Genomic DNA, 16,837 nt, shown 5'->3' on the forward strand with positions numbered 1-16,837 from the left:
TTAATGTATCTACGCTCATTTTTTGCTTGAATTTTTAGGGTTCGCCCTGCATATTAGCGTTATGATTTATAATTTATAAATCAGATCAGTTTTTATTTATAAGAGGATTTTCTCAATGATGCGGATTGGTTTGTTCTTGCTGACCAACCTCGCGGTACTGGTTGTAGCTGGCATTATCTTGTCACTCTTCGGTGTCGGTAGTTACCATGGCGCGGGTGGCTTGAATCTAGGCAACCTTTTAGTCGTCTGTTTTGTCTTTGGTATGGTGGGTTCTTTAATTTCCTTATTCATGTCGAAGTGGATGGCGAAAAAAACCACTGGAACTGAATTAATTGACCCAAATGCTCCTCGTAGTCAAGCAGAAGCTTGGTTACTACAAGAAGTGGCACAACTTTCTCAACGTGCAGGTATTAAAATGCCTGAAGTTGGTATTTTCCCTTCTTACCAGTCCAATGCATTTGCGACAGGTTGGAATAAAAATGATGCTTTAGTCTCTGTTTCGACAGGCTTACTTGAGCGTATGAACAAAGATGAACTTCGTGCTGTACTTGCGCACGAAATCGGTCACGTTGCCAACGGCGATATGGTGACTCTTGCATTGATTCAAGGTGTAGTGAACGCCTTTGTGATGTTCTTTGCACGTATTGCAGGTGACTTTATTGACCGTAATGTGTTCGGTCGTGAAGATGGTGAAGCACCTGGTCTTGCTTATTTTGCTATTACGATTGTACTCGACATCGTATTCGGTATTTTGGCCTCTGCGATTGTAATGTGGTTCTCTCGTCAACGTGAATATCGCGCAGACGAAGCTGGTGCACGTTTAGCAGGCAAACAAGCAATGATTTCTGCTCTACTTCGTTTACAGGCAGAGTCAGAAATGCCAGATCAAATGCCAAAAGAAATGAAAGCATTTGCAATTGCGGAAGGTAAGGAACAAGGCTTTAGCTTAGCGGCTTTATTCCAAACTCACCCAACCATTGAACAACGTGTTGCCGCTTTACAGCAATTAAATGTTCAATAATCAGTATCAGATAAATGATAAAGCCTCCGTTATGGAGGCTTTATTTTTGCTTAAAATCTAGTGTGATTGGAAAGATTGATAAAACTGCCACAGATAACTAAAACCTGCCCAAACTGTAACAGCCAATAAAATGAGTACTGCAATACCCAATAAATCTGGGATACGTAACCAAATCCAACTTACGATCGGATTACGCCAGAAAGCTGAAGTTTTCTGCTTTTGTTCTAGGGATTCATGCAAGAATGGATGCACCACATGAATATCACTATGCACTTGATATTTCTCACGGATATGGTCATGAACGATTTCCAGTGTCTTGCGACTTGGACGAATAAATACATCAAATAAGGTACCGACAATCGGTACAAAACCCACCAACATATCCATAATCGCCAGTTTGACCACACCCTTCAATTTATGCTGTGGTACACCCACTTCTCTGGCTTTTTTAAAAGCATATAGTGTTAAAACAAAACCTGCGATATCGCCCGCAAACGGCATGGTACTCAATGCAGCATCTGCTCCGACTCCCTGTTTGGTAAAAGGAATTCGAACCAAACTGTCCATGGTATTGGCAAATTTTGCTAAATCACGTTCAACAGCAATCGCTTGCTGCTGAGTTAATTTTTTTTGTTTTGTTGGAGCAGTCATTCACTCAACCTAAAAACGTTGTTTATGCTTGAGAATAAAGTAGTTTTTAGGCTTTGTCGGTACAATTATTATTACAGCTCAGAATAAAATCATTGAAGCAATTAATAATTCAGGTCTATGAGCTTAACTCATAGACCTGATCATTCATTTGCACTGAATTTTAAAGATTGTCTTATTCAGTGGTTTCCAGTTTATGTTTAGGCTGGAACATACTGGCAACCAGTACAAACATAAATGGAATAAATATCAGTACCAACACTGTCCCGAATATCACACCACCTAAAACACTGATACCAATTTCCTGACGGCTTACAGCCCCTGCTCCAAATGCAAAAACCAGTGGAATGACTCCCGCGCCAAATGCAAAAGACGTCATTAGAATAGGACGCAAACGCAGCCCTGCACCTTGTAGTGCTGCTTGAATGGCATTTTTTCCTTGTGTTTGTGCCATCGCTGCAAATTCAACAATCAAAATTGCATTTTTACAGGATAAGCCAATTGTTGTAAGTAAAGCAATCTGAAAGTAAACATCATTTGGTAAATCAAAAATATGGGCAAAAATAATACTACCGCCAATTCCTAAAGGAATTGCGGTCATCACAGCCATAGGAATACGCAGACTTTCATACAACGCGGCTAAACATAGAAAAATAAATGCAATAGAAATTAAATATAGCCAAATTGCTTGATTAGTCGATTGCTGCTCTTGATAAGAAAGCCCAGTCCATAGCAAACCTAAGCCTTCTTGTTGGCCCACCAACTGTTCAATATCTTTCATGGCTTGGCCTGAAGATTGACCACTGACAACATTAGCTTGTAATTGCAAAGCACTGTATCCCATATAGCGTTGCACAATGCTTGGCGTCCCTCCCCATGATGTCGTTGAAAATGAACTAAAAGGTACCATTTGATTTTGATTATTGCGTACTGACCAGCTATATAAGTCTTCAGGCTTAGAACGGAATGGTGTATCACCTTGTAAAATAACTTGTTTAATTCGACCACGGTCAATAAAGTCATTCACATATGTCCCACCCCATGCGGTCGACAAAGTACTATTAATTTCATTTAGATTTAAACCATTTGCCATCGCTTGCTTATGGTCAATCTTCACATTCAAAGTAGCTTTACTATCAGTGGATTGTTTATCTAAGTTTTCAAAACTTGAATATTTTTGTCCCAACTGTTGCAACTGTTTAAAACTTTGATCGAGGAATTGCTCACCTTGCCCATTAATATCCTGAATCCATAAATCCATTCCATCTGTTGCGCCTAATCCATTTACCGAAGCAGGCAACGTCACATTGATCTGTGCATCGGGAAATTGGCTAAAATATTTAAGTGCTCTCTTGCGAATAGCTTCAGCAGAGTTTTTCTTCCCAATACGGTCGTCCCAATGATTTAATGAAACAAAGCCTTGTCCAAGATTTTGCCCCGTTCCAGAATTATTTCGTCCGTAACGAATAAGCACTAAATTGACATTTGCTTTTTCATTCTGAAGAAAATACTGACGAATTGCCTCACCGACCTCCTGACTTTTTGAAAGTGGCGCACTATCCACTAATTTAAATTGAACACTTAATATCCCTTGGTCTTCTTTTGGTAAAAAACTACTTTGCAGACTGCTATAGAACAAAGCAAATACGGCAATTAATGCAATAAAAATTACAGATACAGAGATTTTATAACGAAGCATGGTTTGCACTAGAGATAAATACTTATTTTTAAGTGTGTCTATCCCGTTATTAAACCGAATCGCCCATGACTTAGGTTGATGGTTTGGCTTTAAAATCAGAGCACATAAAGCGGGTGTAAGCACCAAAGCCACTACTAAAGATAAGACCATCGCAGCAACCAAAGTGATTGAAAACTGACGATAGATAACCCCGATAGAACCAGCAAAAAATGACATTGGAATAAAAACGGCTGTTAACACCATGGTAATTCCAATCAATGCACCACTAATTTCTTGCATAGATTCAACGGCTGCTTGTTTGGGTGACAAATGCTGCTCATGCATAAGCCGTTCAACATTTTCCACCACAACAATTGCATCATCAACCAACAAACCAATCGCAAGCACCAATGCAAAAAGAGTTAAGGTATTAATACTAAATCCAAGTAATTCAAGTACGGCAAAAGTCCCTAAAATCACGATCGGTACAGTAATACTTGGAATAAGCGTCGCACGCCAACTTTGAAGAAAAAGAAACATGACTAAAATAACTAAACCAATTGCTTCGACAAGTGTTTTAATTACCTCTTTAATAGATTCTTGCACAAAGGGAGTATTATCTCTTGGATAAACGATCTTATACCCTGTTGGAAGCTTGCTAGAGAGTTCATCTAAAGTCTGATGAATAAGTTTAGATGTTTGAATTGCGTTGGCACCAGAAGATAAAGAAATACCAAGACCTGCAGCTGGGTAGCCATTGATCGTATTAAATGATTGATAATTTTCTGCCCCTAATTCAATCCGAGCAATATCTTTTAATTGAACAAAACTTCCAGATACATCTGATTTCACAATAATTTGTTCAAAGTCTTGAATGGTCTTTAAACGAGAACCTGCTGTTACTTTTGCATTCAAGTATTGACCTTGAACAACAGGCAAATCTCCGATCGCACCTGCTGCCACCTGTGTATTTTGAGTAGTAATCGCGGTAACGACATCATTTGGAATTAAATTATATTGAGTCAATTTATTTGGATCTAGCCAAATTCGCATTGCATACTGCGATCCAAAAACATCTGTTTCACCTACGCCATCAATCCGATTTAAATTATCAAGGACATGCGTAGATAGATAATCAGACAACGCAATATTATTTGCTTGCCCTGTAGTGTCATACAGTCCAATCACCATAAAGGTATCACCCAAGGACTTAGTGACATTTACTCCCTGCCGTTGTACCGCATCTGGGAGACGGCGTATCACGCCACTAATTTTATTTTGTACTTGAACCTGTGATGTATCGGGATTTGTGCCATTTTCAAAACTAATCGTAATACGGCTACGACCAGCTGCATCGCTGCTTGAACTAAAGTACAGTAAATGATCAAGCCCTTGGATTTGCTGCTCTAAAACTTGAGTTACACTTTGTTCAACTGTTTTGGCATCAGCACCACTATAGTTGGTCGATACTGTAATTTTCGGTGGAGCAATATCAGGATAACGTTCAACTGGCAAATTCAGAATTGCCAGTATTCCTAATGCCATAACAATAATGGCAAGCACACCTGCGAAAATTGGACGCTCAATAAAAAATTTAGATAGCATGGCTGCTCATTCCATCGTGGAAACAGTCAATTTTTTCAAAAAGATAGGAAAATAGAGGGACTTTCAATCTACGATCATTACCGAGCTTTCAAGGAAACACCATCCTTATTAACATATCATTGCAAAAAGCGAAAATTACGGAGAAATAATGAATTTTTTATTGATCATCAGCATATTTCATCGAAAACAAATCAGGTTAAAAATTTAATTTACTATCCAATCAAATACTTCTTAATTTTAGATTGACACTCCACTCACTTAAACCGATAGTAGCACGCTCTCCGTTGCTCCCTTATTTTTCTAGGCATATATGAAGGCCAGTTTTAAACATTTTAATATTCTGCTCATAATTCTATTGCCCGCATTAATTACTGGGGGATTACTCAGTATTGCCGGCAATTTGTCTGATGGTTTAAGACTGGGATTTCTTTCTTTGCCAGGTGTAGGTTTAATTTGGCTTGCCATTAAAACACACAAAAAATATTGGTATGGATTTACAGTTTTATGGTGGTTTGCGACTTGGCTTGATGTACTACTGCGTTCGAGTACGTGGTTTTTATTTGATAGTGATAATGAAGCCTATTTTATTATTGAAGCTATTGCCAATACCAGTCAGCAGGAAACGTGGGAATTCATACAACTACACTTAAGCACAATCTTAAGTGTGATTTTTAGTCTACTTTGCTTGCTTATTCTTTACAGTATTTCTACTTTCAAACTGATTAAAGCTCATCATCTTGATCAGATGTGGCAGAGTCGAATTTATCGTAGTTGTATCGTTTTCATTGTTTTATTAACAATAACAAGCTATTTAATGAAGCCATCACGTAAAGTTCATCCCATCATTTTTTGGTCAGACTATCAAACAAAACTTCAGGATTTTAAAAATAGAATTAAGCAACATCAAAATGTACACCGACAATGGGACATCAGTGCAAAGCAAAATTTAACTCTAACAAAAAAACAGGATGAGAAACAAACACATGTGTTAGTTCTCTCAGAGAGCTTAACAAGTTTAAATTTAGGTGTTTGTGGTTATCAACGCGAGACGACTCCAGAATTAGCAAAAAAACTTGATGAGTTAAAAATCTTTTGTAATGCATTTTCACCGTCACCTTCAACGATCAATGCGCTACGTGTTTTATTGACTGAAAGTCCTGCATCTGCGCATGATCAATATTCTTCAGAAAGTGTTTTAGCTTACGCTCGGGCAGCAGGCTATAAGATTTATTGGTTAAGCAATCAAGATGATAGTTATTTATCTTCATTATTTGGTTCTTATGCAGATACGGCTGTTTATAAAAATACACGATCAGGAAGAAGTAGTCATTCATTAGATGAAAAGCTTATTCCCGTTTATCAACAAGCTCTTGCAGATCCGGATCCTAAAAAACTGATTATTCTTCATTTGATTGGCGCACATCCAAATTACCAACAACGTTACCCATTAGCGTTTAATAAATTTACTGGAGACAGTAATGATGCTGTCGAACTCGACCTCAAGAATCGCAATATTGATCCTTGGGTTCGTTCACTACGCAATGATTATGATAATTCAGTATTATATGAAGACTCGTTGCTTGCTAGATTTTTAGATGATCTAAAGGCTGATAATAATTCTGACTTTAGATCTTTTATGGTCGTTTCAGATCACGGAAATGAAGTTGGTCATGAGATTAACTATGCTGGTCACAGCCCGAATACAAAAGCGGGATACCAAGTTCCTGTGATTATGTGGCATGACAATATGCAAGTCACGGGTGTCAATAAAGAAAAAATACTTAATACAGCAGAACTTGATAACAATTTAATGCATATCATGGGTCTTAAAAATAAAACTGCTTCAACGCAATCTTATTGGTTAGATCGTGATTATCGTTTTACGCCTGAAGTAAATTGGCCTTATTGGCAAAATAAGTCTTAAAAATTTAGTCTAGAGAATGCCCATCATTTAAATCCTGTTAGGAATTTGACTCAATCAACGAAGCAGCTTATCGATTTGGATAGAAACCTATCTAAATCGAATTCGCAAGTTGCTTGTGTTTGACTTGTTCCCATTGCCACCAACCATATGCAGCCAACAACACAAAAGCGGCATACAATCCTGCGGTTAAAAATAATTCTTTATAAATAAACATACCGACATAGACAATATCAACAAATACCCAAAGTACCCAAGTTGCGATATGTTTACGACTTGTCCAATAGGTTGCCAGTAAACTAAAAGCAGCGAGTTGGGCATCTAATAACGGTACAGCAGCATCGGTAAAATATTTAAGCGTTAAACCAAACAATAATCCACCGATTGCTGCTAAACACATTTGCATCAATACCATTTTGGCTGCAATTGGTTCGATCCGAATCTCATGGTCTTGGCGTTTACCTTTCAGCCAATAATAAAAACCATAGAAATTAATCAGCATAAATAAGAATTGTAAAATCGTTTCGCCGTATAATTTAAAGGTAAAAAAAAGGTAAGCATATAAAATAAATGCCAAAAAATTAAACCACCAACACCACATATTTCGTTTTATCGTGAGCGCAACACCGATCACACTAATAATAACGGCAATAATTTCTAAAGAAGACAAGAGCAAACTACTTTGAAAATCCGAATGACAACATTATGGAAATATTCTTTATTTAAGCAAGCCAAAAAATCTTGATCTGATGCGCTTCTATTCGCCATATTTTTAAAGCTTTAACGCCAAAGGTTATTTTTCACTCAAGCCTCATGCTATAAAAATGTAAAGCTTATTTTAAAATTTCTCATATGTTGATTCACAAGGTTTCACCCATTCGTCTTATTCACATTAAGGATTGCATTCCCGCCAATGCAATGTGGCGAAGCGTCTGCATTTTTATGCGAGGGGACTTTGCATAGCTTCATCCGATGACAATTTAACAAGCTCATCATTTGAAAAATTGAGGTTGCCTCAATCGCGACCTTTTTTATTGCCTTCATTTTTAATTACTCAAATATAGTGTTGCAATCACAACGACAACAGGAACATTTCCATGACACAGTGACAGTGATGCTGATTACGATTATGACGCCTGTATTAGCAAGTTTTTGGGGGATATTTTTTAATCATGAGCCGCTTAATTCACATTTGATTTTAGGATTAATCTTTTTATGTGCGGGATTGTTTTTATATGCTTATCGCTCAAGCCCACATCGAATTAAATAGTATAAAACTGATAGGTCAATAAAATGACCTATCCTTTATAGTCTCAATCCGTTTCACACAGTAAACTACACACCATCCAATTAGAATTTCCCACAGATTTGCTCAAGGATGAAAGAATCTATGCGTTCAAATATTTTATGGCTTTGCTTTGGCATTTTTTTGCTATTACAAGGTTGTGTCAATGCGACAATTCAACCTCAAAAAATTCAATCGCAACCAACAGAATTAAAACAACGTTATTTTCAAGCAAAAACAATCGCAACAGATGGAACAATCATTGCATTTACAGTGTATCAACCTCATTTAAAAGCAGGACAAACAGCACCCTTACTACTACATACCCATGGTTTTGGTTTATCTCGAATGAAAAGACCAGAATTGAGCTTATATGGTTTTTTACTTCCGACGGGTCAAGTAGCCAAAACAGCGTGGAAAAATGGCTATTGGGTAATCAGCTATGATCAACGTGGTCATGGAAATAGTCAGGGTAAAATTCGCTTAACCGATCCTGAAAAAGAAGCTCAAGATGTCATCAGCATCATGAACTGGGCTGAAAAAAATTTGCCACAACTCGCACAAAACCAAAATGGGGTTCGTACGGGCATGATCGGTGAATCTTATGCAGGAGGTGTGCAATATATTGCTTCCGCTTTAGATCCTCGCTTACAAGCAATTGTACCTATCACAACTTGGTATGACATCGTCGAAAGTCTTGTGCCTAATGGTGTCCCTAAAGGTGACTGGCTAAGTTTCTTGAATTTGATTGGCGATTGGTGGAATTGGAACAAATTTGATCTGCAACTTAAACAAGCTTATCAAGATACCCAACAAGGTCAGTTGAAACAATCAACTTATGATTTTCTAAAGACACATCAAGCAAGTTGGTTTTGCGAAACTGCACAAGCCCCTCAAGCGGATGCTCTCATCATTCAAGGGTTTAGAGATGTTTTATTTCCTTTTAACCAAGGTGTAAAGGCAGCTCAATGTATTCACAAAGCGCAGCATGAAGTGCATTTAATCGGTGTACAAGGTGGACATTTACAACCATTTGCACAGCATTCTCCATTGGGTGATACTCCTTTTTGGTATATTGGTAAATCTGTCACCTGTGGAAATCAAAAAAAATATAAATTACAAGATACGATCATGGGATGGTTTGATCAAAAACTCAAAGACCAAACCGCAACAATTGATTTACCAGAATTATGTGTCGACAAAAGTCCGGTCTATAAGTTCAAAGATTTGGATGCAAAAACACAATACACGTTAAATAAAACTTGGATCGAACCTCAGAATTCGCAAGCTGTGTTTGTTCCGATCCATACGATAACTGAATTGGCACATATCACAGGTACACCACAACTTACTTTAAAGATCGAAACGCCAAAAAATAAAGTAGAACCAACACTATTTATTTCTATGGCCATTAAATCTGGAAAAACGGGTAAATATGCCATTTTAAATGATCAAACAACAGCATTAAATCCAAGCAAAAAACATACTTTTGACCAAGTTATTTCTAATAAAGATTCAGCATCGAAAGGAAATCAAACTATTGAATTACCTAGTATTAATGGACGTTTAAACAAAGGCGATACTTTAGGCTTACTGATTCAGACCGAAAGTATTTATTATCAAAAAATTAAACAACCTAAAATTGAAGCATGGATTTCAGGTCAAATTACTTTACCTAAATTTTGGAGTGAGATTTCAAATAAGGAATGATTATAATTTCTAAATATCGAGAGTGAATTTTACCACTCTCGATTTGCAATCAATTGTTCCATTTCAATATCAAAATAACCTGCTTCTTGCACAATCATCATCATAGCTTCAGCAATATAATCCGCAGCCGTATCATCTAAACTTGAATCTAGGTCTTCAAACTGGGGTTTCATCTCATTAATTGCGATCATTGTATGATGAGCAAAATGATATATTTCTGCTTCAGTTAAACCTGAACGACTCACCTTTTTGGAAAAGTGTTTAATCTGTTGTTTAACTTCGGCAACGAGAATATCAGGATAATATTCATCATCAAACATGGGGAGAAGGAGATCTTCAAACATAAATAAAATAATATGCCAATAAAACGCCATGCTTATAACATAATCTCATACAAATCACGATATTTAGACATAAAAAAAGCGATCTTTCCGACCGCTTTTTAAAAAGATAATTTAGTCTTTTTTAGCACTTAAACTTTTTGCGATCTTGGCAAGCTCTATAAATTCCTCACGCATTTGGTAAGGATCTGGTTTTGCTGATTGCTGGGCTAACTGAATAATTTGATCCCACCCCATAGCAGCATTGTATTGCCCGCCTTTTAGCTGCTGGGCATAGGAAGCCACTGCAATGGCAAAACGAGTATCGCTATTGGCCTGAGCAAGGGACTTACTTTCAGCTTTTACAGCTTGGTTTAAAAGAATGCTCTTCTCTTGATTTGGCAATTTATAGCGCAAATTTACAAACGCATATTCAGATTTTTTCGTTGTATCTGTTTTTGTCGATGCCTGATAACGTGAATCATTGAGCCAGCCTTGTTCTCCAACTGGAACGATTTCATAAATTGCTGTTACGTTATGCCCTGCCCCAATATCTCCTGCATCGACTTTATCATTATTAAAATCTTCCTGTTTTAGCATCCGATTTTCATACCCCACCAAACGATATTCCTTCACCGTCGCAGGGTTAAATTCAACCTGAATTTTGACATCCTGAGCAACCGTTGCAAGTGTCGATGAAAGCTGTCGTTCTACGACTTTTTTTGCTTCATTTTTATTATCGATATAGCTGTAATTTCCATCACCTGCATCCGCCAATTGTTCCATCAGCTGTTCATTGTAGTTTCCAGTACCAAAACCTAATGTTGTGAGGGAAATACCACTTTTACGTTTCTCAGCGACCATGCCTTTTAAAGTGCTAAAGTCAGTAATACCAACATTAAAATCACCATCTGTCGCCAGTAAAATGCGGTTAATACCATTTTTCACAAAGGCTTTTTCTGCTTGCTTATAAGCCAGTTGAATCGCTTGTTCTCCTGCCGTTGTACCACTTGCTTGTAATGTATTAATCACTGCTAGAATCTTATCTTTTTCATTACCAGCTGTCGGTTCTAATACCAGTTTTTCGCCACTCGCATAAGTAATGATGGTGACTTTATCTTGAGGTCGGAGTTGCTCCGTGAGTAAACGCAAAGTTTGTTTAACTAATGGAAGTTTATCTGCTGCATCCATACTACCGGAAACATCAACCAAGAATACCAAATTGGCTGGTGGTAACTGTTTGGTTGCCAAGTCTTTGGCTTGAATCCCGATTTTGATCAGTTTGGCATTTTCTTTCCACGGTGAATCAACAATTTCAGTCGTGACCGAGAATGGGTGAATGCTGTTTGGCTGTGGATATTGATAATCAAAATAGTTAATCATTTCCTCAGCACGAACCGCATCGACTGGTGGCAAACGCCCATCATTGAGGAAACGGCGGGTATTGCTATAACTGCCTGTATCGACATCAATGCTAAAGGTTGAAACTGCCTGATCTGCAACCCGATAAATAGGATTGACCTCATTCTTTTGATATTTTTCAGTATTCTGTTCTAGCCGCACGCTTTCTGAACTAGGCATTGCCGCCATGTACGCAGCAGGAGCAATCATCTTTCGGGTACTATCCGCTGCCATATTAGACATAACCAAAGATGCAGGAGCGACTACATGGCTACGTTCCTTTACGGGATTACCACAGGCGATCATCATGGAACTTAGCAAGGTTAAGGTCAGTATTTTTGTAGATTGATGCATAATAAAATCCCCCAATTTTATGTCTTTTAAATGAATGACAAGATTGCAGTGATTGTATGCAAAAAGATAAAGATACATCGTATTGGAATGTATTTTTATCTTCATTATTTCTCTGTAATTATTGAGCTAAACGCATCGCATTCCAAACTTTTATCGCATCGCTTGTGGCTTTAACATCGTGCACTCGAACAATACTAGCGCCCTGCTGAATACTCAGTAGATGCCCCATGACACTTCCAAGCGCACGTTCCTGTGCAGGTATACCATTCAATGCCTCACCAATGAAACGTTTACGTGACAAGCCAGACAAGATCGGATACCCTATCCGATTCAGTTTCCAAAATTCATTGAGTAATTGAAAATTCTGTTGTGCGTTCTTGGCAAAACCGAAACCCGGGTCGATAATAATATTTTCTTTGCTTACTCCGACTGCAATTGCTTGATTAAGCCGCTGCTGTAATTCATGGATCACATCTTCAGTCACATCCTGATATTGATCCAACTGATTCATATTGGTCGGTTCACCACGCATATGCATCAACACCACAGGAATATTTAATTCAGCCGCCGTTTCTAAAGCTTGTGGACGAGTTAAAGCACGAACATCATTCCAGATATGCGCACCTACTTTCACGGCAGCTCGAATCACCTCAGGCTGACTGGTATCAATCGATATGATCACATCATATTTTGCCAATGCTTCCACCACTGGAATAACCCGTTGAATTTCTTCTTCCAATTCAACAGGTGATGCATTTGGGCGTGTAGACTCTCCACCAATATCAATAATGCTTGCACCCTCTTCCATCATCTGCAAAGCACGTTGAACCGCATGTTCTTTATGATGATGCTGTCCACCATCACTGAAAGAATCAGGGGTGACATTGAGAATACCCATAATCTGTGGCTGGGATAAATCCAGTGTAAAACGACCACATTGTAACTGGCACTGTGGTAATGGCATCAACTGCATTATCAAAAAACTCTTAACACTTTACGAATCACTTTAGTTTAACAAGACTATTCTGAGAACATTGTTGATTTATTTTTTCAGCTTAGCCAAAATAAGGACAAAAAAAGAGCCGCTTTTAGCGACTCTCTTTGATTTTAACCATTAGCCCATTGCTGGTAATGGTGGTGGTGTAGATGGACCATCTTTCGGTGGTTCAAATGCAGCCACTGGATTTTCAGGAATATAGACCTTAGGTGGTTGTGGTTCACGACCTTCCATAATGTCACGGATTTGGTCACGATCGATGGTTTCCCATTCCATCAACGCTTTCACCATTGCATGTGCGATATCTTTGTTATTTTCCAAGATATCACGAGCAACTTTATATTGTTCATCCAAGATACGACGTACTTCTTCATCAACTTTTTGCTGAGTTGCTTCTGAAATTGTACGGCTACCCACATTACCAAAGAAACCACTTTGGTTTTCATCTTCATAAACCATTACACCAAGAGCATCAGACATACCATACTTGGTCACCATTGCACGCGCCATTTTAGTTGCACGTTCAAAGTCGTTTGATGCACCTGTCGACATTTGATTAATGAACACTTCTTCGGCAATACGACCACCGAATAAGATTGAAAGCTCGTTCAACATCTTATCTTTGTAATGGCTGGTTTGGTCTTGCTCAGGCAACTGCCAAGTTACACCTAATGCCCAACCACGTGGCATGATTGTCACTTTATGCACAGGGTCTGTACCTGGCAAAATTTCAGCAACAATGGCATGTCCAGCTTCATGGTAAGCCGTCGCACGACGTTCTTCTTCACGAATCACCATCGATTTACGTTCTGGACCCATGTAGATCTTGTCTTTTGCATCTTCAAAGTCATGCATATCGACCGTGTTTTTATTACGGCGAGCAGCAAACAACGCAGCTTCGTTGACTAAGTTCGCAAGTTGCGCACCTGAGAATCCTGGCGTACCACGAGCAAGGACTTTAACATCCACGCCTGTAACCGAAGGAAGTTTCTTCAAATGAACATTCAAGATTTGCTCACGACCACGGATGTCTGGTAAACCCACCATCACTTGGCGATCAAAACGACCTGGACGAAGCAATGCTTTATCAAGTACGTCTACACGGTTAGTTGCAGCAATGACAATTACGCCTTCATTACCTTCAAAACCATCCATCTCAACAAGCATTTGGTTCAGGGTTTGTTCACGCTCATCATGACCACCACCTGTACCCGAACCACGATGGCGACCCACCGCATCAATCTCGTCAATAAAGATGATACATGGAGCATGACGTTTAGCTTGTTCAAACATGTCACGAACACGTGAAGCGCCGACACCAACAAACATTTCAACGAAGTCAGAACCAGAGATACTAAAGAATGGAACTTTAGCTTCACCTGCAATGGCTTTCGCAAGTAATGTTTTACCCGTACCTGGAGGACCAACCATCAATACACCACGAGGAATGGTTGCACCAAGACGTTTGAACTTAGAAGGATCTTTCAAGAAGTCAACAATTTCAACCACTTCTTGTTTTGCTTCATCACAACCTGCAACATCGGTAAACGTAATCTTAATCTGGTCTTCAGATAACATTTTCGCTTTTGACTTGCCAAAACTCATTGGGCTGTTTTTGCCACCAGCGCCCCCACCCATATTACGCATAAAGAACATGAATAATAAGATGATCAGTAATACAGGGAAGCTCGCAATGAGAAGTTGCATCAAAATGCCTTGACGTTGTGGTGCAGTACCTTCAACGACTACATTCTGTTTATTCAAGCTTGGAAGCAATTCAGTGTCTTCTACTTGTGGACGAACCGTTTCAAAAGAAGAACCATTGGTTTTTTCACCACTAATGTTTAAACCGTCAATTGTGACTTGTTTAATTTGCCCAGCATTCACCGCTGCAACGAAATCAGAATATTTCATCGCTGCAGGCTTATTGCGGTCACTGACGTTGCTAAAAATCAAAATCAGAACACCGAGTATGATGAGCCACAATACGGCATTCTTGAAGTAATCGCTCAAGGCTTTATTCCCATATCAATCTAATTTGATCATACCTAATCTTGGCTGACCTTCACAAAAACAGCAATAAATTTGCGTTGCAAAAAACTTAAAAGGTACAAAATGCACAATTTTTAACAACTTGGCAAGTACACTTTTATTGCAATGCCTTTTTACGACCTTGACCAATCAAAAAAACTTCTTTTGATCGAGCACGAGATGCCGCAGGTTTGGCTGTTTTTAATACATCAAAACTATCAACAACTTGTTTTCTGAACTCATCAAATCCTGAGCCTTGGAACACCTTAACAATAAACTGTCCATTTGGGCCTAAAACTTTTTGAGCAAAATCCAATGCCAATTCACATAAGTAAATCTGGCGTGGTTGATCGACAGCCCTATTACCTGATGTATTGGGGGCCATATCTGAAATTACAACGTCTACTTGACGTCCATTTAAAATATTTAACAATTTTTCGAAAACTTCTTCTTCTCGGAAGTCACCTTGTAAGAAAGTCACATCTGGAAGAGCGTCCATTGCGAGAATATCTGAAGCAATCACTAAACCATTTGCACCGACTAATTTACCTGCAATTTGTGACCAACTGCCTGGTGCTGCACCAAGATCGACAACGGTCATACCCGGCTTGATCATTTTATATTTTTCTTGGATTTCAAGTAATTTATATGCTGCACGTGCGCGATAACCTTCCTTCTGTGCTTTCTTTACAAAAGGGTCATCTAAGTGCTCTCTCATCCATGCACGACTGCTTTTAGACAATTTTTGATTGGTAATGCGTGTCGCCATAACTCACTAAATTTCAAAAAACTTCTGATTGGTCATTGTACGTTAAAATTACTCTCATTACAGTACGGTTGTAGTTCATTCACACGAACTTTTACAGATTTTTTCCGATTGTCATGATTGGCTATTTGCCTAATTTTCACATATTTGTTTCGAGTGCCTGTCTGCTAAATCTATCTTAGAAACGGGATGCAAGTTATACTAGGTCGTTTTCACAATCAGGTATTTTTAATGGCGGCTTTATCTATCCATGAGCGTAAGCGTTTACGTCAAATTGGCCATGCACTTAATCCAGTTGTAATGATTGGTGGCCAAGGTCTTACAGAAAACGTCATTGAAGAAACTCATCGCGCACTCAATGATCATGAACTCATTAAAGTGAAAATTGCAGGTGAAGATCGTGATGCACGTGCCGCAGTAATTGATGCGCTTGTTGAAGCAACAGGTGCTGAATCTGTACAGAAAATTGGTAAAATTGTTTTGCTTTATAAAAAAGCAGCAAAACAAAACCAGCATCTTTCTAATTTAGTTCGTTTTGCTCACTTCAGTAACAAGTAATCAAAATGGCAAGTTATGAACTTTCTGCTTTCGATCGCTTTAATGCTATTACTGTCGTTGGAGCAATTGAGCAACAAACACCAGCGACATTAAATGTTGGTTTTTGGGTTCGTGATCCCAATCAGTTTCTGATTTACCCAGATCAAGTCAAGGCTCATCCTCGCCAAGACTTTTTATGGGAACAGACTTGTTTTGAGATTTTTATTGGTGTGAAAGATGAAGATTTTTATCGTGAAATCAATCTTTCTCCCTCTCAAGCTTGGCAAGCCTATCAATTTGAAGAATATCGCTTTCCAGAGGATATGCCGCCCGTTGCTGCATATGACATTGAGTTGAACCATTTGCAACGCACACATTATGGTTTAAATGTCAGTCTAGATTTATCTAAATTTATGCAACAGAATAAATTGAAATGGTCTGACTTGTATTTAGGTTTAACTGCGGTTTTTAATACCACTCAAGGTAATCACTATTTTGCAATGCAACATAGTAGCCCACAAGCCGACTTTCATAATAAACGCGATTGGTTACATCAATTCTAA

General features: G+C 38.5%; 13 protein-coding genes and 1 pseudogene. 6 read left to right on the forward strand and 8 right to left on the reverse strand.

Annotated features, from left to right (window positions below; translation table 11 throughout):
- Positions 1–115: 115 nt before the first annotated feature.
- Positions 116–1,021 carry a protease HtpX gene (gene htpX / locus NO346_RS10955; protein WP_004660837.1) on the forward strand — a complete coding sequence of 302 codons (906 nt, stop codon included), beginning with the start codon at positions 116–118 and terminating at the stop codon, positions 1,019–1,021.
- Positions 1,022–1,078: 57 nt separating this feature from the next.
- Here htpX and NO346_RS10960 read toward each other — a convergent pair whose 3' ends face one another.
- Positions 1,079–1,672, reverse strand: a complete 594-nt coding sequence (locus NO346_RS10960) for a DUF4112 domain-containing protein (protein WP_256415180.1) — start codon at positions 1,670–1,672, stop codon at positions 1,079–1,081.
- 172 nt (positions 1,673–1,844) lie between these two features.
- Complete coding sequence (locus NO346_RS10965) at positions 1,845–4,952, reverse strand: multidrug efflux RND transporter permease subunit (RefSeq protein WP_256415181.1); 3,108 nt, start codon at positions 4,950–4,952, stop codon at positions 1,845–1,847.
- A 310-nt stretch (positions 4,953–5,262) separates the two neighbouring features.
- On the opposite strand from NO346_RS10965, the gene NO346_RS10970 reads away from it, so the two are divergent.
- Positions 5,263–6,876, forward strand: coding sequence for a phosphoethanolamine transferase (locus NO346_RS10970; protein WP_256415182.1), 1,614 nt, complete (start codon positions 5,263–5,265; stop codon positions 6,874–6,876).
- A gap of 91 nt (positions 6,877–6,967) precedes the next feature.
- Here the strand turns inward: NO346_RS10970 and pnuC are convergent, their stop codons facing one another.
- Entirely contained in the window at positions 6,968–7,543 is a 576-nt protein-coding gene (gene pnuC, locus NO346_RS10975) for a nicotinamide riboside transporter PnuC (protein WP_256415183.1), read from the reverse strand.
- A 438-nt stretch (positions 7,544–7,981) separates the two neighbouring features.
- Between pnuC and NO346_RS10980 the strand changes: the two are divergent.
- Positions 7,982–8,143, forward strand: a pseudogene (locus tag NO346_RS10980) (EamA/RhaT family transporter); the annotation flags it as partial.
- A 120-nt stretch (positions 8,144–8,263) separates the two neighbouring features.
- On the forward strand, positions 8,264–9,868 hold the full coding sequence (locus NO346_RS10985; RefSeq protein WP_256415184.1) for a CocE/NonD family hydrolase: 1,605 nt from the start codon (positions 8,264–8,266) through the stop codon (positions 9,866–9,868).
- A 29-nt stretch (positions 9,869–9,897) separates the two neighbouring features.
- Here the strand turns inward: NO346_RS10985 and NO346_RS10990 are convergent, their stop codons facing one another.
- From NO346_RS10990 to rlmE, 5 genes are all read right to left on the reverse strand, one after another.
- A complete protein-coding gene (locus NO346_RS10990; protein ID WP_256415199.1) occupies positions 9,898–10,212 on the reverse strand; it encodes a DUF5713 family protein in 315 nt (104 codons plus the stop codon).
- Between the two features lie 111 nt (positions 10,213–10,323).
- Positions 10,324–11,943 carry a VWA domain-containing protein gene (locus NO346_RS10995; protein WP_256415185.1) on the reverse strand — a complete coding sequence of 540 codons (1,620 nt, stop codon included), beginning with the start codon at positions 11,941–11,943 and terminating at the stop codon, positions 10,324–10,326.
- 118 nt (positions 11,944–12,061) lie between these two features.
- A complete protein-coding gene (gene folP / locus NO346_RS11000; protein ID WP_256415186.1) occupies positions 12,062–12,916 on the reverse strand; it encodes a dihydropteroate synthase in 855 nt (284 codons plus the stop codon).
- A gap of 141 nt (positions 12,917–13,057) precedes the next feature.
- Positions 13,058–14,953, reverse strand: a complete 1,896-nt coding sequence (gene ftsH / locus NO346_RS11005; protein ID WP_087536934.1) for an ATP-dependent zinc metalloprotease FtsH — start codon at positions 14,951–14,953, stop codon at positions 13,058–13,060.
- A gap of 136 nt (positions 14,954–15,089) precedes the next feature.
- A complete protein-coding gene (gene rlmE / locus NO346_RS11010) occupies positions 15,090–15,740 on the reverse strand; it encodes a 23S rRNA (uridine(2552)-2'-O)-methyltransferase RlmE (protein ID WP_004660807.1) in 651 nt (216 codons plus the stop codon).
- Positions 15,741–15,968: 228 nt separating this feature from the next.
- On the opposite strand from rlmE, the gene yhbY reads away from it, so the two are divergent.
- Positions 15,969–16,295 carry a ribosome assembly RNA-binding protein YhbY gene (yhbY, locus tag NO346_RS11015; RefSeq protein ID WP_256415200.1) on the forward strand — a complete coding sequence of 109 codons (327 nt, stop codon included), beginning with the start codon at positions 15,969–15,971 and terminating at the stop codon, positions 16,293–16,295.
- 5 nt (positions 16,296–16,300) lie between these two features.
- Entirely contained in the window at positions 16,301–16,837 is a 537-nt protein-coding gene (locus NO346_RS11020; RefSeq protein WP_005161717.1) for a DOMON-like domain-containing protein, read from the forward strand.

This window comes from Acinetobacter sp. 5862 (genome assembly GCF_024494585.1).
In the GTDB taxonomy this organism is placed as follows: Bacteria; Pseudomonadota; Gammaproteobacteria; order Pseudomonadales; family Moraxellaceae; genus Acinetobacter.